The organism is Roseibium algicola (assembly GCF_001999245.1).
GTDB lineage: Bacteria > Pseudomonadota > Alphaproteobacteria > Rhizobiales > Stappiaceae > Roseibium > Roseibium algicola.
This window is the reverse complement of record NZ_CP019630.1, coordinates 3,697,034-3,714,212: the sequence shown is the minus strand read 5'-3', so window position 1 is coordinate 3,714,212 and position 17,179 is coordinate 3,697,034. Positions and strand designations below refer to the sequence as shown.

At 60.5% G+C, this 17,179-nt stretch carries 16 protein-coding genes; 3 read left to right on the top strand and 13 right to left on the bottom strand.

Annotated elements, in window-relative coordinates:
* Nucleotides 1-26 precede the first annotated feature (26 nt).
* Both B0E33_RS17175 and B0E33_RS17170 read left to right on the top strand, forming a co-directional pair.
* Nucleotides 27-902 carry a transglutaminase family protein gene (locus B0E33_RS17175; protein ID WP_077291868.1) on the top strand — a complete coding sequence of 292 codons (876 nt, stop codon included), beginning with the start codon at nt 27-29 and terminating at the stop codon, nt 900-902.
* A gap of 138 nt (nt 903-1,040) precedes the next feature.
* Nucleotides 1,041-2,477: a serine protease gene (locus B0E33_RS17170; RefSeq protein ID WP_077291867.1), complete on the top strand. Its 1,437-nt coding sequence runs from the start codon at nt 1,041-1,043 to the stop codon at nt 2,475-2,477.
* 38 nt (nt 2,478-2,515) lie between these two features.
* Here B0E33_RS17170 and B0E33_RS17165 read toward each other — a convergent pair whose 3' ends face one another.
* The 9 genes from B0E33_RS17165 to B0E33_RS17125 all read right to left on the bottom strand — a co-directional run bounded on the left by B0E33_RS17165 (nt 2,516) and on the right by B0E33_RS17125 (nt 13,379).
* Nucleotides 2,516-3,574 (bottom strand): ABC transporter ATP-binding protein, encoded by a 1,059-nt coding sequence (locus B0E33_RS17165; RefSeq protein ID WP_023003055.1) that lies wholly within the window; start codon nt 3,572-3,574, stop codon nt 2,516-2,518.
* A 10-nt stretch (nt 3,575-3,584) separates the two neighbouring features.
* Entirely contained in the window at nt 3,585-4,874 is a 1,290-nt protein-coding gene (locus B0E33_RS17160; RefSeq protein ID WP_077291866.1) for an MGH1-like glycoside hydrolase domain-containing protein, read from the bottom strand.
* Between the two features lie 43 nt (nt 4,875-4,917).
* On the bottom strand, nt 4,918-6,150 hold the full coding sequence (locus B0E33_RS17155; RefSeq protein ID WP_077291865.1) for a carbohydrate ABC transporter permease: 1,233 nt from the start codon (nt 6,148-6,150) through the stop codon (nt 4,918-4,920).
* Entirely contained in the window at nt 6,147-7,451 is a 1,305-nt protein-coding gene (locus B0E33_RS17150) for a carbohydrate ABC transporter permease (protein ID WP_077291864.1), read from the bottom strand. Before B0E33_RS17150 ends, B0E33_RS17155 begins: the two co-directional genes overlap by 4 nt.
* Before the next feature lie 200 nt (nt 7,452-7,651).
* A complete protein-coding gene (locus tag B0E33_RS17145; RefSeq protein ID WP_077291863.1) occupies nt 7,652-9,001 on the bottom strand; it encodes an ABC transporter substrate-binding protein in 1,350 nt (449 codons plus the stop codon).
* A 1-nt stretch (nt 9,002) separates the two neighbouring features.
* Nucleotides 9,003-10,109, bottom strand: a complete 1,107-nt coding sequence (locus B0E33_RS17140) for a LacI family DNA-binding transcriptional regulator (RefSeq protein WP_023003050.1) — start codon at nt 10,107-10,109, stop codon at nt 9,003-9,005.
* 297 nt (nt 10,110-10,406) lie between these two features.
* The gene (gene rbsD, locus B0E33_RS17135; RefSeq protein WP_077291862.1) at nt 10,407-10,817 is read right to left on the bottom strand and encodes a D-ribose pyranase; all 411 of its coding nucleotides are present in this window, start codon (nt 10,815-10,817) and stop codon (nt 10,407-10,409) included.
* Nucleotides 10,818-10,844: 27 nt separating this feature from the next.
* On the bottom strand, nt 10,845-12,026 hold the full coding sequence (locus tag B0E33_RS17130; protein WP_077291861.1) for a GAK system CofD-like protein: 1,182 nt from the start codon (nt 12,024-12,026) through the stop codon (nt 10,845-10,847).
* Nucleotides 12,027-12,098: 72 nt separating this feature from the next.
* On the bottom strand, nt 12,099-13,379 hold the full coding sequence (locus B0E33_RS17125; protein WP_439126661.1) for a glycerate kinase type-2 family protein: 1,281 nt from the start codon (nt 13,377-13,379) through the stop codon (nt 12,099-12,101).
* Nucleotides 13,380-13,545: 166 nt separating this feature from the next.
* Between B0E33_RS17125 and B0E33_RS17120 the strand changes: the two genes are divergently transcribed.
* Nucleotides 13,546-13,935, top strand: a complete 390-nt coding sequence (locus B0E33_RS17120) for a DUF427 domain-containing protein (RefSeq protein WP_208984244.1) — start codon at nt 13,546-13,548, stop codon at nt 13,933-13,935.
* A gap of 66 nt (nt 13,936-14,001) precedes the next feature.
* On the opposite strand, the gene B0E33_RS17115 is transcribed toward B0E33_RS17120, so the two are convergent.
* From B0E33_RS17115 to B0E33_RS17100, 4 genes are all read right to left on the bottom strand, one after another.
* Nucleotides 14,002-14,373 (bottom strand): hotdog family protein, encoded by a 372-nt coding sequence (locus tag B0E33_RS17115; RefSeq protein ID WP_077291859.1) that lies wholly within the window; start codon nt 14,371-14,373, stop codon nt 14,002-14,004.
* A complete protein-coding gene (locus B0E33_RS17110) occupies nt 14,370-14,759 on the bottom strand; it encodes a MaoC/PaaZ C-terminal domain-containing protein (protein WP_077291858.1) in 390 nt (129 codons plus the stop codon). Before B0E33_RS17110 ends, B0E33_RS17115 begins: the two co-directional genes overlap by 4 nt.
* Nucleotides 14,760-14,762: 3 nt before the next feature.
* The gene (locus B0E33_RS17105) at nt 14,763-16,304 is read right to left on the bottom strand and encodes an AMP-binding protein (protein ID WP_077291857.1); all 1,542 of its coding nucleotides are present in this window, start codon (nt 16,302-16,304) and stop codon (nt 14,763-14,765) included.
* Between the two features lie 98 nt (nt 16,305-16,402).
* Nucleotides 16,403-17,176 (bottom strand): enoyl-CoA hydratase/isomerase family protein, encoded by a 774-nt coding sequence (locus tag B0E33_RS17100; protein ID WP_077291856.1) that lies wholly within the window; start codon nt 17,174-17,176, stop codon nt 16,403-16,405.
* Between the last annotated feature and the right edge of the window lie 3 nt (nt 17,177-17,179).

Sequence of the window (17,179 nt, the reverse complement as noted above, 5' to 3'; positions counted from 1 at the left end):
CCCGACACGCCCGACGCGAGGCGCCCGTGCATTACGATGTAACGCTTGAAATCACCTACGACTATGCCAGCCCGGCCAACTACGGACATCATGCGCTCCGGCTGATGCCGGCGACCATTCCCGGCGAGCAGAAGCTGATGGCAGGGCAGATCCATATCGTGCCTGGCCCTTCTGAGCGTCACGACCGGACGGACTTCTTCGGCAATGCTGTCACCGACGTTGCCTACCGGCGCAGCCACAGCGAACTCAGTTTCAAGCTTAAGGCCCGTATCGACAGAACCGCGGTGCCGGAAGAGCTCGATATTTCACCGCCGTTGCACGCGCTGGCAAGGGAGCTCTCCGGCGTTCAGTCTCTTGCCCCCAGGGCGCCGGTCCATTTTCTTTCCGCCTCGCCGCGCCTTCCCCTCGACCCCGCGTTCGCAGTCTATGCGCAGGACCATGTCGTCCCGGGCATGAGCACGATTTCCGCCGTCGAAGCCATCGGCAAGGCCTTGAACGCGGACATGCGTTTCGATGCCGAGGCCACAACGGTCGATACTCCGGCCATCGAGGCGTTCGAGCGACGTCATGGCGTCTGCCAGGATTTTTCGCACATTATGATCGCATGCCTCAGAAGCATCGGCATTCCGGCAGGCTACGTCAGCGGCTTTCTCCGGACCATTCCGCCGGAAGGCCAGGAACGGCTGGAAGGTGCGGATGCCATGCACGCCTGGGTCAGGGCCTGGTGCGGCATCGAGATCGGCTGGATCGAATATGACCCCACGAATGCTCTCAGGGTCGGACAGGATCACATCGTTGTCGCGCATGGCCGCGACTATGGAGACGCGGCACCGGTGAAAGGCGTGTTGCGCACGTCAGGGTCTCAAACCACCGATCACAAGGTCGATGTTGTTCCGCTTTGAAACATGGTTTTTAAGGCCGCTCCATCTGAACACCGCCTCCGGAATTTTATCGCGAGATATCCCCGGCTGAGCAGGGCGAGCCTGTTTCCATCATCGCCGTTTTGCTAAAATGTGGAACGCGACCAAGGGGAGCTGGTTATGCGTTCGTTTCTTCATGCCATCGTGTTTTTGCTGGTATCAGCCGGCACCGTGCAGGCAGGTTACGATCAGTCCAAGGACTGGTTCCATGCCAGGGACTGGCGAGAACGGGTCCGGATCCAGTTCCTGCTGGTCTTTACGGGAGACTACGCCTCACAGGTGGACGGAACCTTCGGCAGGCTCACCTATAACGCGCTCACAACTTTCCAGAAGCACCGGGACTTCACCCCGAACGGTGTGCTCGACGACGAGCAGATGCAGATCCTCCAGCGCGATGGTCTCGACCTTGTCGAACGGGTTGGTTTTGAAACCTACAAGGACCCCGTTTCCGGATTGCAGCTCGGCGTTCCGGGCAAGCTCTTCGAGCCGTCCACCCAGACGCCGCGCGGGCACCTCTGGCGGGCCTACGACAACAGCATCGAACTGGAAACCCTGCAGGTTTCGGCGGAAGAAACCGACTACGCGGCCCTCTACAAGCGTCTGACCGATACCAGCGACGGGCGGACCGTGGAGCACAAGCAATTCCGGAATGACTACTTCGTCGTCTCCGGTCGGCAGGATGGACGTGATTTCTACCTGCGCATGATGAAGACCTCTTCTGACAGCCGCGGTTTTTCGCTTGCCTGGCAGGCACGCCATGCCGTCTTCATGGACCGCGTGGCAGTTGCCATGTCGAACAGCATGACGTTTTACGACGGAACAGATGAGGAGAAACTGGACGCGGTTACATCAGCTCCGGGCCTGCAGGTTCTGGAAGAGGACAGCAGCAGCGATCCGCTTCCCAAGGGAGCACGCAAGGATATTATCGGCCGCAAGACCTCCTCCTCCGGCAGCGGCTATTTCCTGACGAGCGAAGGCCACATCGGCACCAATGCGCATGTGGTCGGCAACTGCCGCTCGCTGGATATTCCAGGCCACGGAACTGCGAGGCTGGTGAAGGCGGACACGGAAAACGACCTCGCGATCCTGCAGCTCGACAGCGGCAAGTCGGATGATGTTGCGCAGTTCCGCTCAAAACAGCCGATCGTTCGCGGAGAGGAGATTTTCGTGATCGGCTATCCCTTTGCCCAGATCCTGGACAACAACCTGAACTTCACTCCCGGCATGATCTCGTCGCTGGCAGGGGTCAAGGGCGACAGCCGTCATTTCATGCTGACAGCACCGGTACAGCCAGGCAATTCAGGTGGCCCGGTTCTGGACAGGACGGGAGCCGTCGTCGGCACCGTTGTGTCTCGTCTGGACAAGTTCAAGACGCTCAAGCTGGCCGGTGACCTGCCGGAAAACGTGAATTTCGCGGTCAGGGGCAAGCTGATGGCGGAGTTCATGGAAGATCTCGGCCTGGCGCCTTCCTACAACACCATCACCAACATCAAGAGCCCGACCCGGATCGACGAGGAGGCTTCTCAATACACCGTGCTGGTGCTCTGCCGGAACTGAACCTGCCGAGAAGGCCGGGTTCTTTCCGACAGACTGTCTTAGCGGATAGCCTTGTCTTCGCCGTCGAAGAAATGCAGGCGGCTCTCGTCGAAGGTCAGACCAACACGAGTGCCCTCCTCCACGTCTTCGGCACCGCTGATGCGCACCAGGATCGTTTCAAGCCCGTCGAGCGCCACGTAAAGGAAAGTGTCTGCACCCAGATATTCGGCCACTTCCACCGTTCCGGTGCAATGCCCCTCGCCCGGTGTTGCAAGGCTGATGTGCTCCGGACGGATGCCGAGTTTCACCGGTGTTTGTCCGCTGCCGGCATACGGATAAGGACCGCCGCCATGCCCGCGCAGCGAAAACCGTCCTTCTTCGAGTGAACAGGGCAACACGTTCATCTTCGGCGAACCGATGAACTGGGCCACGAACAGATTGTCCGGCCGTTCATAAAGTTCGCGCGGTGATCCGACCTGTTCGATCCTGCCGGCCTGCAAAACCACGATCTTGTCGGCCAGCGTCATGGCTTCCACCTGATCGTGTGTCACGTAGATCATGGTGGTGCCGAGGCTCTTGTGGAGCCGGGCGACCTCAAAACGCATTTCAACGCGAAGCGCTGCGTCCAGGTTCGACAACGGCTCATCGAACAGGAAGGCACTTGGCTCGCGAACAATGGCGCGGCCGATGGCTACCCGCTGGCGTTGTCCCCCCGAAAGCGCTTTGGGGCGCCGGTCGAGATATTCGTCCAGCTTCAGCACTTCAGCAGCCGCATTCACCTTGCGGTCGATCTCCGCCTTGGGAAAGCCTGCCGTCTTCAGACCGAAACCGACGTTCTCGCGCACCGACATATGCGGGTAAAGCGCGTAGGACTGGAAGACCATCGACAGTCCCCGCCCCGATGGCGGCAGTGCAGTGACGTCCTTGCCATCGATCTCGATAGCACCACGGCTGGTTTCCTCAAGCCCTGAGATCAGACGCAACAGTGTCGACTTCCCGCAGCCGGACGGTCCGACAAAGATGACGAATTCGCCATCCTTGATGTCGAGGTCGATGCCCTTGATGACCTGCAGGTTGCCGAACCACTTTTCAACCTTGTTGAGCTGGATCGCTCCCATCGCGTCCCCCTTAAGCTGCCTGCTCGGCGTGTGAAGGCGAAGCCCAGGTCAGCCAGATGGCCGACGTCCAGGAGAACGATCCGCCACCTGCTCCTGCGCCCGTTTCCGGGCTGAAATATTCCGCAAAGCCCCCGGTTTCGATCAGCCGCGCGGTGTCGGCGCGCAGTCGTTCGGCTCGGACGGCATCGCCTGCTTCGGCAAAGCCTTTCGCGATCATGTAATTGATCATCGCCCACACCGGTCCGCGCCAATACCGCAAGGGCTCGTAACTGCGGTGATCGGGATCATAGGACGGCATCAGGTATTCGACCCGCTCCGCGATCCTGTCGAAATGCGCCTGAAGCGCACCAAGGGTCTGCGGATCATGGAGCCCGGCATAGAGCGCCAGGAAGGAAGCACTGGAGATGCCATCTGTCTGCTTGCCGCGACGCTCGTCAAAAGCGACATGTGCCTTGACCTCATCATTCCAAAGCGTCCGGCTGCCTTTTTCCATCGCCGCGATCCACCCTCGGATCTCGTCGGCTTCCGCGCTCATGCCGAGTTTTTCGGCCAGCGCGAGAAGATCCCGGTTGGCGCGCAGGAAGATGAAGGTAACGCCCGGGTCGGCAACGAAGAACGGGCAGGTTTCAGCGACTTTTTCCGGATCCCAGCCTACCTTTCGGCAAGCAGCGACAATGCTGAGATAGCGGTCGTAGTCCTCCTTGTGCGGCCGCATGGCCGGATCGACATGAGAGGTGTCCTTCCGCTCATAAGGACCAATGTCCTTGACCTCGACCGCCCGCAGCGCCTCGTCCCAGTCCGGCAGATTGTCCCGGCCGGATTCCCAGGGGTGAATGACGGCAATGACACCAAGGTTTTTCGGGTCGCGATAGGCAAGATACCAGCGATGCCAGGCCATCAGTTTCGGCAACAAGGCCTTCGCCCGCTCCAGTGCCTTGCCGGTCCGGTCAGCCTCCACCAGGCTATGGACGACGGACGCGGCCACCGGCGGCTGGGAATGACCGGAACTCGGGATCGGACCGCCGTCGGTTCCCCACACGCCCGGTCCGGGAAAATAGCTCGGATCGTCCTTGCGAAACAGGATGTGCGGCACCATTCCGTCGCGCCACTGGCCCTGGAACAGCATCTCGATTTCCTGCCAGGCCCGGTCCTGGTCGAATTCCGCAAACCCCAGGGCGACAAAGACGGAATCCCAGTTCCACTGGTACGGATAAAGACCCTTCGTCGGGATCGTGTACCCGCCCTGGTCGTTTTCGGTCAGGATGGCCTTTGCCGCCTGGTCTAGATCTGAGTGTGCCACAGCGTACTCCCTCGGGCTCTTCAGAGCCCCTTCTCTTGATCGTTCAACCCTTGACGCTGCCGGCCGTCAGGCCCTGGACAAGGAAACGTTCGAACCACAGGAAAATGAAAAGGACGGGCACGGTCGCAATTACCGCGCCCGCCATGAGATGCTGACGTGGCACCTCGGAGGAATTGAGGGACACCACTCCGCGCGACAGCGTGAAGATGTCCGGATCATCCAGGAACATGAACGCGAACAGGAACTCGTTCCAGGCGATCATGAAGACGTAAAGGGAAACGGAAGCCAGCGCCGGAAGGGACAGCGGCAGGGTGATCTTGAGGATCACGCCGATGCGCGACAGCCCGTCCATCAGTCCGGCTTCCTCCAGCTCCGACGGCAGACCGCGAAAGTACCCCTGCAGCATGTAGAGCGCGACCGGGATGGTGGTTGCCGGATAGACGATCAACAGACCGGTGAGCGTGTTGCGCAGGCCAAGCTGCGAGAACACCGCATAGAGCGGGATCACCAGCACGATCGCCGGCACCATGTAGATGAGCAGCACGGAGCGGGCCAGGAATGCCTGCCCCGGAAACCGCAGCCGCGACACGGCATAGGCGCCCGGCACCGAGAACAGCAGTGTCAGCACGACGGTTGCCACCGACACGAAGGCGGACACCATCAGGTAACGACCGAAGTTGAACTGGGTGAAAAGCTCGACATAGGACCGGAAAAGCCCGCTGATGCCCTGACTGACGTCGATCGACAGGTCCAGCGGATTGGCCAGCAGTGCCTGCTGACTTTTGAGCGAGGTCATGATCATGACGTAGAACGGCAAGGCGACAATGATCGAGAAGACGACGAAGCCGACACCTTTCGCGATGCGAATATAGACGACCTCACGCTCATAGCGCGACATGGCACCAAGCCGGGCCCCACCGAGGCAGATCGCATTGGCACCGGTAACACCGGCGACAAACATCACCAGACCAAGTCCCTGCCATAAGGAGTGCTGACCAAGCGACAGACCGAAGGGAGCCGCGAAGGAAGCCACCATCAGGACGACGAACAGGACGGCAGCACAAAGCCCCCTGTCCGCCATGGCTCCAGCGCCCCCGGTCGACTGCCTCCAGACCAGAACCAGAGCACTGACAAGCCCTGCAAGACCTGCCGCCGTTGCCTGCGGTTGCGCCACATCGCCGGTCACCAGTGTCAGCGTGACACCGATGACCACCATGGCAGTGACGCCCCAGATCAGGCCGGTCAGCGCCGCGAGAACGATACTGCCGGGTCTCATAGCCCTTCCTCCTTCGGCGAAAAGCGGATGAACAAAGTGGCGAAGGTGACAAGGACGACAAAGACGACCACGGCAACGGCCGCACCGGCGCCGAGATTGGACAGGGCAAATCCCTGCTCATAGACATCGACGGTCAGCGTACGCGTGCCCGCGTTGCCGCCGGTCAGAAGGAAGATGTCGTCGAACTTGTTGAAGGTCCAGATGAAGCGCAGCAGGAACAGGACCGAGAGGATCCCCATCAGTTGCGGCAGCGACAGGTACCAGAACTGTTGCAACGGCGTCGCACCGTCCATTTCGGCAGCTTCATACATGTCGGTGTTGATCGACTGCATGCGCGCCAGGATGAACAGGAAAGACAGCGGGAAGTAACGCCAGGCCTCGAAGGCTATCACCGTCGTCAGCGCCAGCGGAAACTCCATCGGAATGCCGAGAACGGAAAACTCTATCGCCCTCTGGCCGAAGAAATTGATCGGATCGGCGACAACGCCCATTTTGGTTAGCAGCGCGTTGAGCGTGCCGGAAAACGGGTCGAACAGCACGACCCAGGTAAAGGCAACCGCGATCACAGGCGAGACGTAGGGAAACAGGAACAGGCCCCGCAGGACACCGCGACCGGGGAAGGTCGTGTTCAGGAGCTGCGCCGCAAAGAGACCCAGCACCAACGCGCCACCTGTCCCGAAGATGGTGTAGTAGAACGTAATGCGCAGCACTGACCAGAACTCGTCCGCGCTGAAGATCCGGCTGAAGTTCTCGAACGTGAATTCGAAGTTGGTCAGCACATTGTTGGCTTCGCCCGAAATAACCGGCTCGCTCGCACGTTCGGGACGGTTTGCATCCAGAAACCCCTGCGACACGGTTCCAACCAGTTCGACATCTCCGCGCCAGCCAGGCGCTACGGTTCCAAGATCGCACGTCAGCGCGGCGCCATTGAGCGAACAGTTTTCGGAATGCGAAGTCACCGTGAACCCATCGGGCACCACATCGCTCAGCGTCACGTTGCGGACTTCCTCGTCCTGAGACGAATTGCGCAGCCTGTATTCCAGCCGAGCCTCGTCGCCTGGTGCATTTGGCCGACCACGAACCCGTTCGTTGACGAGCACGGTCGGCGGCCGCAGGTCGGCAAGCTGAACCGGTTTCACACTGATCCAGAAATTGGCAAGCAGCGGTCCGGCAACAATCATCAGGATGATGGCAAATGTCGGCGCCAGCATCAGATACGCCAGCCACATTTCACGCCGCTGCATCGGACCGATGCCTTTCGGCGGCCCTGAGGAAGCGTCAGCTTCGGTTTTGGTGTTCATGTTTCCGCCCGGGGTCTAGATCCCGTTCTGCCGTTGGCGACCGACAAGTCCCAACCGGCAACTGTCTGGAGCCCATCTCGGCTGCCGGCAATGCAGCGGCAGGAGATTGGGAAGGACCGGGCATCCGATAGACGCCCGGTCCGGGCCGTTATGTGCGGGCTTTCCCACCCCCTCGTGGGGTCTTGAGGGGTGGAAAGGCGTTACTGGATCTTGGCCAGTTCCTCATTGAGCTTGGCAACGGTTGCCGCAGCATCGCGTTCATCGTCGATGTATTCACGCACCAGTCGGTTCATCACCTGGCTGTTGATCATCTTGGAGGCAAGCGAGAGCTGACCTTCCTTGACGCCCCAGCGGCTGGCGGTGTCGAGACCGGAGACGATGGTCTTGATTGTGTCGGCATCGTAGAGATCGGTCAGCGGCGCCTTGCGGTCGACACCCACCGGGAGCTTTGCCCAGCCATCGACGAATTCGGTCGCGTTGTCGGCAGAACCACGACGGATCGGGAACTTGCCTTCCGGCGCGATCGACAGGGTCGACAGGTAGCCGTCATCCATGGAGAACTCGACGAACTGCATTGCCGCTTCCGTGTCCGCGTCATTGGTGATGCCGAAGTAACGGATGTCGGCCCAGGCTGCCCCATCTGGATTGGACGGGCCGCTCAGCGTGGTGACTACACCGGTCTTGGAAGCAAGTTCCGTGGAGGTCGGATCGTCGGTGATGGTCGGCGGAGCGCTGTCCCGCAGGCCGGCAAGCTCATCCAGGATGAACGGTGACCAGATGATCATGGCTGCTTTGCCGGCAAAATAAAGCTCGCGCGACTGCTTCCAGAAGAGGTCTCCGGGAGGCGATGCCTTGGCGATGGCCTTGTAGAACTCCAGCGCTTCGACAGTCTTCTTCTCGTCCAGCGGCTTGAAACCGTCGTCACTGACAGGGCTGACACCATTGGCCAGAAGCACGTGCTCCAGCACCTGGCTCATGAAGTTCTCGTCAACTTTGGTTGCGGCGACGAAACCGAACATCTCGGGCGGGTTATGCAGTTTTTCGACGGCCGCCAGAATGTCTTCATAGCTGTCCGGAGCGGCAAGGCCGTTTTCCTCAAAGAGGTCCTTGCGGTAGATCACCATCTGGGTCCAGCCGTCCACAGGCACGGAGGCGACGCCGTCCTCAACGGCAGCCATGGCAACCGCACCCGGCGCGAATGTGCCGGCACCCAGTTTTTCAAACACTTCGGTCGCAGCTTCCGTATCCAGGATGCCTGCTTCCGCCCAGGGCAGCGCGTATTGCAGTGTGTGATAGATGACATCCGGCAGATCGCCGGCGGCAAAGGCTGCCGTGGCACGCGTGCCGAGATCGGATTCCGTCACCGGAATGACGTCCACCTCGATGCCTGTCTTTTCCTTGAACGCGGCGGCCATTTCTTCCTGCTTGGCCAGGCGCTCCGGTTGTTCCTCAGTCGTCCAGAACCGCAACGTCTCGGCCTGTGCGGCCGTCAGACCGAGCGTCAGAACGCCCGCGATGGTCGAGGCCAGGAATGTTGTCCTCCCAAACATATTACTCTCCCTTCCTGCCGGAATGTGGCTGTTGGTTCAGCCGGTCGCGGAGCGCGCTTGCAAGCGCCTCCGATGAATTTGCCGGAGCGCCATCCGAGGCGCGCCGGATCAGGTTTGCCTTGGCAAGGGCCTGCAGATCCGTAGGGTTCTTGCCGTCCAGAACATCGATAAGCATGCGGGCAACCCTGCCGCCTGCTTCCTGGGCACTTTGCGAAAAGGTCGTCAGCGGCGGGTCCAGATATTCGCCCACCGGCAGGCCGTCATAGCCGACGACGGTAACATCAGAGCCGACCTTCAGACCGAACTTGCGGCAGTACTGCACCGCTCCGATGGCAAGGGCGTCGGTCACGCACAAAAGTGCGGTTGGCGGCGCCTCCAGCGACAACAGCGCCTCGGCCCCTGCAAAGCCGCCTTTTTCGCTGAGCGGCTGAAGATTTTCCAATGCCGGATCATGCGCAAGGCCCAGGGCCTCCAGACCCTGCCTGTACCCGTTGCGGCGCTGAAGCGCGAAGTTGAGTTCCATCGGACCGCCGATGAACCCGATCCGCTCGTGTCCGAGGCTGTAGAGGTGGCGAACGCCATCGGCAAAGGCCGCCTCGTTATCGATATCGAACCAGGCATAGCCTGCCGGATCGCGCGTGCGGCCATGGGCGACAAATGGAAAATTCTGTTCCCGCAAATAGGCGATGCGCGGATCGTCCACTTCCGTTCGGGTGACGATGAAACCGTCCACCTTGCGCCTGGCGATCAGCCGCTTGACGGTCTCGATCATGTGTTCGCGTGAATGGGCAGTGGTCACCAGAAGGTCCAGCCCCAGTTCGTCGAGAGCTCTTGCGATGCCGTCGATGAATTCGGACAGGAACGGATCCGCTCCACTGCCGTGACCCACGGGGATGACGATGCCGAGCGTGTCCTGACGTCCGCGCTTCAGATTGCGTGCGGTGGCCGACGGCTGATAGCCCAGATCCTGAACAGCCTTGAGGATACGTTTGCGGGTGGCTTCGGAAATATCGGTGTAATTGTTGAGGACCCGCGACACGGTTCCTTTCGCAACGCCCACATGGCGCGCCACGTCATCAATGGTGACGGAATCGCGAAGTCGCGACATCGATCCTCCCTGCGAGCCCGAAGGGCTCAATTCCCGGCCTGCAGCCTCAAAAGGCAACAGATTGTTTTATTGAGGAAAATTTTTACAAAACCGATTTTGTAAGTCAACAAAATCGGTTTTGGAGATCAAATTTTTATTTTTTGCAGAGCGGGAAGCGACTGACGTTGCAACGAAACATGCCGTCGCAACGTTTCGGAAAACAAAAATGGGAGGAGCACTTCCGCTCCTCCCTCGCATCGGTCAGTTCTCATCGATGGCTGTCGAGACAGGCCTTGCAGACACCGTCTGCGGCGATTGTCAGAACGGTACGCCGGAGACGAGAATCAGATTTGCGTAAGGCGTGCATTCACCGGTGCGAATGACCGCACGTGCCTTCGAACAACGCTCCTTGAAGTCCTCGTGGGACATGCGGACATGTTCGATCGGCTTGCCGGTGTCAGCCGCCCAATGGGCCAGTCGGACCTCGATCTGCGTGACGAGATCTTCCGATGCCTCGTTCGCAAAGACCGCCTGCTCGACGATCATTTCATCGGCCAGCGCTTCCAGAACATCAAAGAAGGCCGGAATACCGGGGCTGACTGCCAGGTCGATCACACCAACATTGGCAGGAACCGGGAGGCCTGCATCGGCAAGGACGATCTCGTCCATATGGCCGAGCGAGGCTACCAGTTTGCTGAGATGCCGGTTTAGAAGCTTCGTACGTTTCATGGCCTTGTCCTGAATGTTCGGTGGTGCTTACGTCAGCGAGACCAGAGTTTCGCAAAGCGGCACAGGGGCATAATAGGGTGCGGACGCCTTGCTGACGAGATCGAGCTGAAGCACGGAAAGCCCAAGCGCCTGCAGCGCTTCCGTTTCCTTCTCCGGAACCGCTTGGTCGACGATCACGAAGTTTAGCAGACGGTCGACCGGGCAATCGCTGCCCGCGTCCCGCCGCAAGTAGGCAAGCAGGGTCTGCACCTTGTCGGCAACACTCATCGTGCCGGTTTCCGGATCCTGCCCCGTTCCGGGCACATAGACCTTCGGAACGGTGCGTGCGGCAATGGCTTTTCCGACGCCTTTCGGCAGAAGATTTGCGATCAGGCTGGTATAGAAACTGCCCGGCGCATAACAGATGAGGTCAGCAGACTGGATGAGGCTCCGGTTGCGGTCCGGAAACGCTGCTTCCGCAGGGTCCTTGCCGGTCAGCCCCCGATTGAGGAACAGGTTTCGGATCGGCGAGACCAGTGGCGGATGCTCCTTGCCGGTCAGAAGATGCTGGCCGATGACAACCTCGCCATCCTCAAGGTCTGCCCCCAGGTGCAGGTTGTCGTCGGCAACGGCCCGGACGGTGCCCTGAACACCCACCAGCTTGGCCACCAGAAAGATGATCGGCTCGAGCTGCTGGTTCTGGTTGAGGTAACCACCTGCCAGGATCAGGTTGCCGATGCTGGCGCCGAGCAGGTCGAAATCTATCGGTCGTGCGGCGTGAAACATGCCCAGCTGATTCTGGATGAGCGTGCGCATCGGCTGCTCTATCGCCTCCACCAGCGGATGCGTTCCGGCGATCATGCTTTCCAGCTCGGCAGCCAGATCCACTTGCGAGGCTGTTTTCGAAAACCGATGTGTGAACAGGCGAAAAACGTCCGGATGGCCGAGCACCGTTTCGTCGGCGAGTGCCATCAACCGGCTTCTGAGATCACCGATGGCCGGCATGTTGAAGGCAATCCTGAGCCCTTGCGAGCTGCCACCGGAATCGAACGGTGTCACCAGGTGGATGGAATTATGCGTGTAGCGCTTCAGGCACTGGGCGACACCGTTGAGTGCCGATCCACCGCTGAAGAACAACGTCCTCGGGCCAAGCTTCGGATTGGACAGAAACCGTTCGATCCGAAACGGATCCGGCAGGCGCGCCACACGGGTGATGGTGATTTCAGTCAAGTCCGGTCCCTTGGGAATTCCGGCGCAATTTGCCGGGTAAAGGATTTGCGGGCGTTCGTCCCGGCCAATGCGCTATCCAATCCATATGGCACGGAAATCATTGACATTCGTCAGTGTCGGCCCGGTGACAACCTGATCTCCGATCGTGTCGAAAAAGCGGTGAGCGTCATTGGTAAGAAGTGCCTCTTCCACATCGGCACCCGCCTTGTCCGCCCTCGCCAGCGTATCCGGGCCAATGACGGCACCCGCTACTTCTGCCGCTCCGTCGACACCGTCCGTGTCGCAAGCGATCGCGTGGATACCCGGAGCCCCGCGCAAGGCAAAAGCAAGAGCCAGGGCGTATTCGGCGTTCGGCCCTCCAATGCCCTCGCCGCGTCGGATTACCGTCAGCTCACCGCCGGACAGGAGCAGCAAGGGCCGGCTACCGTCGGGGCGCTCGCTCTGGCGGCTGAGGGCAAGCTCTGCATGGGCACGCGCCACTTCCCGCGCTTCGCCTTCCAGGGCGTCCCCCAGGATCTCGACATCACAGCCTTCTGCTTCAGCAAGGTTTCGGGCAGCTTCCAGCGACTGGGAAGGAGCTGCGAAGATGACATTCGACACACGGCCGAGCTTTTCGTCATCGGGCTTCAACACACCGCTTCCGGCGGCGAGAACCTGTTGCACCGAAGCCGGCACTTCGATCTTCCTCTGCTCCAGGATCGCCTTGGCATCGGCCGTCGTGCTGGTATCACCAACCGTCGGACCGGACCCGATTTCAGCAGGATTGTCACCTGGAACATCCGAAATGAGCAGAGCCAGCATCTTTGCAGGATAGGCGGCCGCTGCCAATTGCCCGCCTTTCACCCGGCTCAGATGTTTCCGCACGACGTTCATCTGGCCGATTGGTGCACCGGAGGCCAGAAGCGCCTGGTTGACCGCCTGTTTTTCGGCCAGCGAGATTTCTCCGGCAGGCGCAATCAGCAAGGCCGAAGCACCACCGGACATGAGCGCCAGCACGTAGTCGTTCTCACCCAGGCCGGAAACAAGCTCGATCATGCGTTTGGTCGCGACAAACCCCATTTCGTCCGGAACCGGATGCGCGGCCTCCACGATCTCGATCCCTTCGCACGGCCTCGCGTAACCATAGCGCGTGATCACCAGGCCTTCGCACGGCCCCCAGATGTTTTCGACCGCTTCCGCCATTCGGGCGGAGGCCTTGCCTGCGCCGATCACTACGACGCGGCCCACTGGTTTCTCCGGCAGAAACGCACCAAGACTCTGCATCGGGTCCGCCACTTCGACGGCCCGCAGGAACAGCCGTTTCAAAAAATCCTGAACGCTTTCGGCCATGGCACCACTTCTTCCTAAATTCATGTTCTCCTGTTTGAGCGCAGAACTGCAGGAATTATCAAGGCCGAAACGATGAGCTTCAACCTGCGAACGCCCAAAACCCAGCGAAACCGTGTGCCCTGCAGCATAGAATTGTTTTGCGTTTCACCGTCACCATCCTCACATGAGGGCCAATTCCACGGAGGACCTCATGACTGCGCAGACAATGCCCGCCTTCGATACGGCGATCCGCAACCCGGAAAACCCCGACCACCTGATGGTGATTAAGGACGTGCCCCGGCGTATTCGCATCTATCAGGGCGCGGCCCTGCTGGCGGACAGCATCAATGCGGTTCGCGTTCTTGAAATCGGCAAGTCTTTTTATGACCCCGTGATCTACGTGCCGGAAGCCGATCTCAAGACCCGGTTCGGGTATGTCGACAAGTCTACCCATTGCCCCATCAAGGGCGACGCCAGCTACATTTCCCATGATGGCGAGGAGATCGGCTGGGTCTACAGATCGCCGGTGCCGATGGCGGAGAAACTTGCCGGACATTACGCCTTCTGGCCATCCAAGGTCCGGATCATCGAGGGTGAGTAGAAGGCTCTCGAATACGCGCCCGGTCTGCCTAACGCCGCGCAGCAGCCGAAAATCTGTAACAACGGCTCAGTCCTTGCCGACATCCTCGACATAGACAAGCGCCCGGCCCTGACAGATGCGGGTGCCGTCCTCTGCTTCACAGACCGTTTCCAGATCGACCAGGTGTTTTTCCGGCCGCAGGCGCGTGATGGTCACCGAGGCCGTCAGCGTCTCCCCGACCGGAGCGGGCGCCAGAAACTCCAGGTTCTGCTTCAGGTAGTTGGTTCCTCTCCCCGGCAGCTCGACGCCCAGCAGATAGGAAAAGAGCCCGCCGATCAGTGGCCCCGGAACAGACACCGGGACTTCCGTACCGTTTCCGGCAAGCTGCGCGAAACCACGCATGTCGTCTTCTGTGTAGCTGCGTTTGACTTCCGCGCGCGCTCCGACTTCCAGGCTCATGTCCGCACCCCCAGTTTGCAGGAACCGGACAAGGTCACGGCCCCGTCCGCCGCACGGGCGACCTCGATCAGGATCAGGTCCCCATCGTCCTCGCTCGGCGTGAACGAAAACGTTAGCTCCTCATCCGCATAGGCCGGATTGGGAAACATCAAAGTCTGCACGGCATGGCTTCGCCCCGGATGGAGGGCCTCCAGATGCGCAAAGACCCGCGTATAAAGCAGCATTCCGTGGGAGACCGTCCGTCCAAACCGTGTGCGAGCCGAAAATTCGGGATCGACGTGGATCGGGTTGTCATCACCGGACAGATCGGCAAAGGCATCGAAATCCTCCTGACGGGGGATCCAGCTAAACGTTGCGCTGTGCTGCGCGTCAGCGGTCAGGCTCATCGGTTATACTTTCTCCAGGGAATTGTCGGCAAGGAAGTCGTCTTTCAGAATGTTCTTGCGCACCTTGCCCGCCGCGGTGCGCGGCAGGTCGTCAACGACGGTAAAGCTTTTCGGCACCTTGTAGGGCGCCAGCTGCTTGCGGCACCAGTCGGCCAACGTCGTCGTATCGAGGTCTTCGCCGGGACGCACAATCAGGAAGGCCGCACCGACCTCGCCCCACTTAGCATCAGGCACACCAATCACCACAGCCTCCAGAACGGCCGGATGACCGACAAGAACCTTCTCGACTTCAGCCGGATAGACGTTCTCGCCTCCCGATATGTACATGTCCTTGATCCGGTCGACGATGTAGTAGTAGCCGTCCTCGTCGCGGCGCCCGATGTCACCGGATTTCAGCCAGCCATCGACCGTGAAGGTGGCAACCGTCGCTTCCTTGTTGTCCATGTAGCCCGGCGTGATGTTCGGCCCGCGAAACTGGACTTCCCCTTCCCCCGGCCCTTCGACGATACCGCCATCGCCGTCGACCAGGCGAACATCCGTCAGGATCTGCGGTTTTCCGACTGAACCGATCTTGGCGGGCGCATGGCCCTTGTCCATCAGGAACACGGTTGGCCCGGTCTCGGTCATGCCCATGCCGTTGCAGATGGTGACGCCCCGCTCCTGAAACTCCGACAACAGGTGTTTCGGCACCGGCGCACCGCCACAGCCGAGCGACCGGACCTTCGAAAAGTTCGTCTTGCCGATCCTGGGTGACAGCGCCAGCGCCTGATAGATCGCCGGAACACCGAAGAAGCAGGTGACGTTTCCGGCGGAAACGAGATCAAGCACGGTCTCCGGATCGAACTTGCGCAAGACAGTCGACATGCCGCCGTTCAGGAAGATCGGCAGCGTCGGCAGGTTGATCCCCGCCGTATGGAAGAGCGGCAGGAAATTGACGCCCTTTTCGCCGATCGAAAGACCCGTGGCCTGACAGTAGTTGATCATGTTGGCATAGGCCATGCCCGCCGTCTGGATAACCGCCTTGGGCAGGCCCGTCGTTCCGGAGGTGTAAAGCAGATACCAGGGGGCTGAAGCCTTGACCTTGCCGCAGCCGATCGCTGCAGGACTTGCCCCCGTCAGAAGACGATCAAGAGCGCTGCCACCCCGGCCCTCGGCGCCCAGCGGCAGAAGCGACAGGCCGGTTGTGGCGGCAAGTTCTTCGGCAATCTCGACAAACGCAAGATCATGAAACAGCAGCTTCGCACCGGAGGCCGCCAATATGGGCTGCAGCTCAGCAACCGGCTGTCGCCAGTTGAGAGGCACAAGCAGAATGCCGGTTTTCTGAGCCGCAAACAGCAGCACGAAGAAATCCGGGTGGTTATGGCAAAGCACCGCCATGCGGTCGCCCTTGGCAAGACCGCGACCGAGCAGAAGGTTGCCCAATCGGGTGGCGCGTTCGTTGATCTCGCAGAAACTGAAAGATCTGCCGCTTTCATGATCGACAAAGGCTGTCGCCCCGGGCGTGAGCTCCGCCCGTTTTGCGGCCATGTCGGTTAAATATTCCATGCGTCCTCCCAACACCTGGCGGGGCCTCGAGCCAGCGCCCTGCAAGGCGAGGTGTCCGTCTTGCAGTCGCCGTCCCGGTCCTTCGGACGGGCTTCTCCTCAGGCCCGTTTCCTGGTGAATTCCTTCATGCCGTCGAGCGTGCTTTGACGGCTCACCAGGTCCAGGAACCTGGCTTTTTCCTGGTCGAGACGGTCTCGCACCATCGCGCATCTGCGTGCATCCCAAACACTCTGCCGTGTCGTGCGATGGGTCTGGGCGAAGCCTTTGCCGAGATCCACGACCCAGCCGTCAACAGTTGCAACAAGCTCAGCCCCCGGCACCTGACAGACGGCAAGCCCCAGTTCCACGGCCTCCGAAGCACTGATGCGCGTGTTGCGATACTGGATCGCAAGTGCCTTCGAAGTGCCGATGCGGTCCGGCAGCAAGGCTGTCCAGCCGCCATCCGGACCGAACCCCACCTGATTGTAGTAGGGCTGGACAAAGGCTGTCCCGGACATGGCGACCATGTCTGCCGCCAGCATCAAGCCAGCAGAACCACCCGTCACCGGCCCATTGACCGCCGCCAGCACCGGCGCCGGAAAGGACAGCAGGCCGAGGATCGTCTCGTGCAGGCTGCCGACAAGCTCGTCCGAGTAGGCCACGAGTTTACCCTGCGATCCGGCATGGTCCAAAAACCCGCCAATATCGCCACCGGTCGAAAAGCTGGATCCGCGGCCCGACAGAACCAGCGCCACCGGTTCGGCCATCGCCGCTTCGGCAATGGCGCTCCGCAGTTCGCAAACCAGCGCCGGAACCAGGGCATTGTGCCGGTCCGGCCGGTTCAACCATATCCAGATCGCGCCGCCGCGTGTTTCTGTCTCAACGAGGCCCATGAC

What these genes read in the sequence shown, in the direction of transcription:
- B0E33_RS17170 (WP_077291867.1), top strand. Translation starts at nt 1,041, where the DNA reads ATGCGTTCGTTTCTTCATGCCATCGTGTTTTTGCTGGTATCAGCCGGC.
- B0E33_RS17165 (WP_023003055.1), bottom strand. Translation starts at nt 3,574, where the DNA reads ATGGGAGCGATCCAGCTCAACAAGGTTGAAAAGTGGTTCGGCAACCTG.
- B0E33_RS17155 (WP_077291865.1), bottom strand. Translation starts at nt 6,150, where the DNA reads ATGAGACCCGGCAGTATCGTTCTCGCGGCGCTGACCGGCCTGATCTGG.
- B0E33_RS17150 (WP_077291864.1), bottom strand. Translation starts at nt 7,451, where the DNA reads ATGAACACCAAAACCGAAGCTGACGCTTCCTCAGGGCCGCCGAAAGGC.
- B0E33_RS17145 (WP_077291863.1), bottom strand. Translation starts at nt 9,001, where the DNA reads ATGTTTGGGAGGACAACATTCCTGGCCTCGACCATCGCGGGCGTTCTG.
- B0E33_RS17140 (WP_023003050.1), bottom strand. Translation starts at nt 10,109, where the DNA reads ATGTCGCGACTTCGCGATTCCGTCACCATTGATGACGTGGCGCGCCAT.
- rbsD (WP_077291862.1), bottom strand. Translation starts at nt 10,817, where the DNA reads ATGAAACGTACGAAGCTTCTAAACCGGCATCTCAGCAAACTGGTAGCC.
- B0E33_RS17125 (WP_439126661.1), bottom strand. Translation starts at nt 13,379, where the DNA reads ATGAATTTAGGAAGAAGTGGTGCCATGGCCGAAAGCGTTCAGGATTTT.
- B0E33_RS17120 (WP_208984244.1), top strand. Translation starts at nt 13,546, where the DNA reads ATGACTGCGCAGACAATGCCCGCCTTCGATACGGCGATCCGCAACCCG.
- B0E33_RS17115 (WP_077291859.1), bottom strand. Translation starts at nt 14,373, where the DNA reads ATGAGCCTGGAAGTCGGAGCGCGCGCGGAAGTCAAACGCAGCTACACA.
- B0E33_RS17110 (WP_077291858.1), bottom strand. Translation starts at nt 14,759, where the DNA reads ATGAGCCTGACCGCTGACGCGCAGCACAGCGCAACGTTTAGCTGGATC.
- B0E33_RS17105 (WP_077291857.1), bottom strand. Translation starts at nt 16,304, where the DNA reads ATGGAATATTTAACCGACATGGCCGCAAAACGGGCGGAGCTCACGCCC.
- B0E33_RS17100 (WP_077291856.1), bottom strand. Translation starts at nt 17,176, where the DNA reads ATGGGCCTCGTTGAGACAGAAACACGCGGCGGCGCGATCTGGATATGG.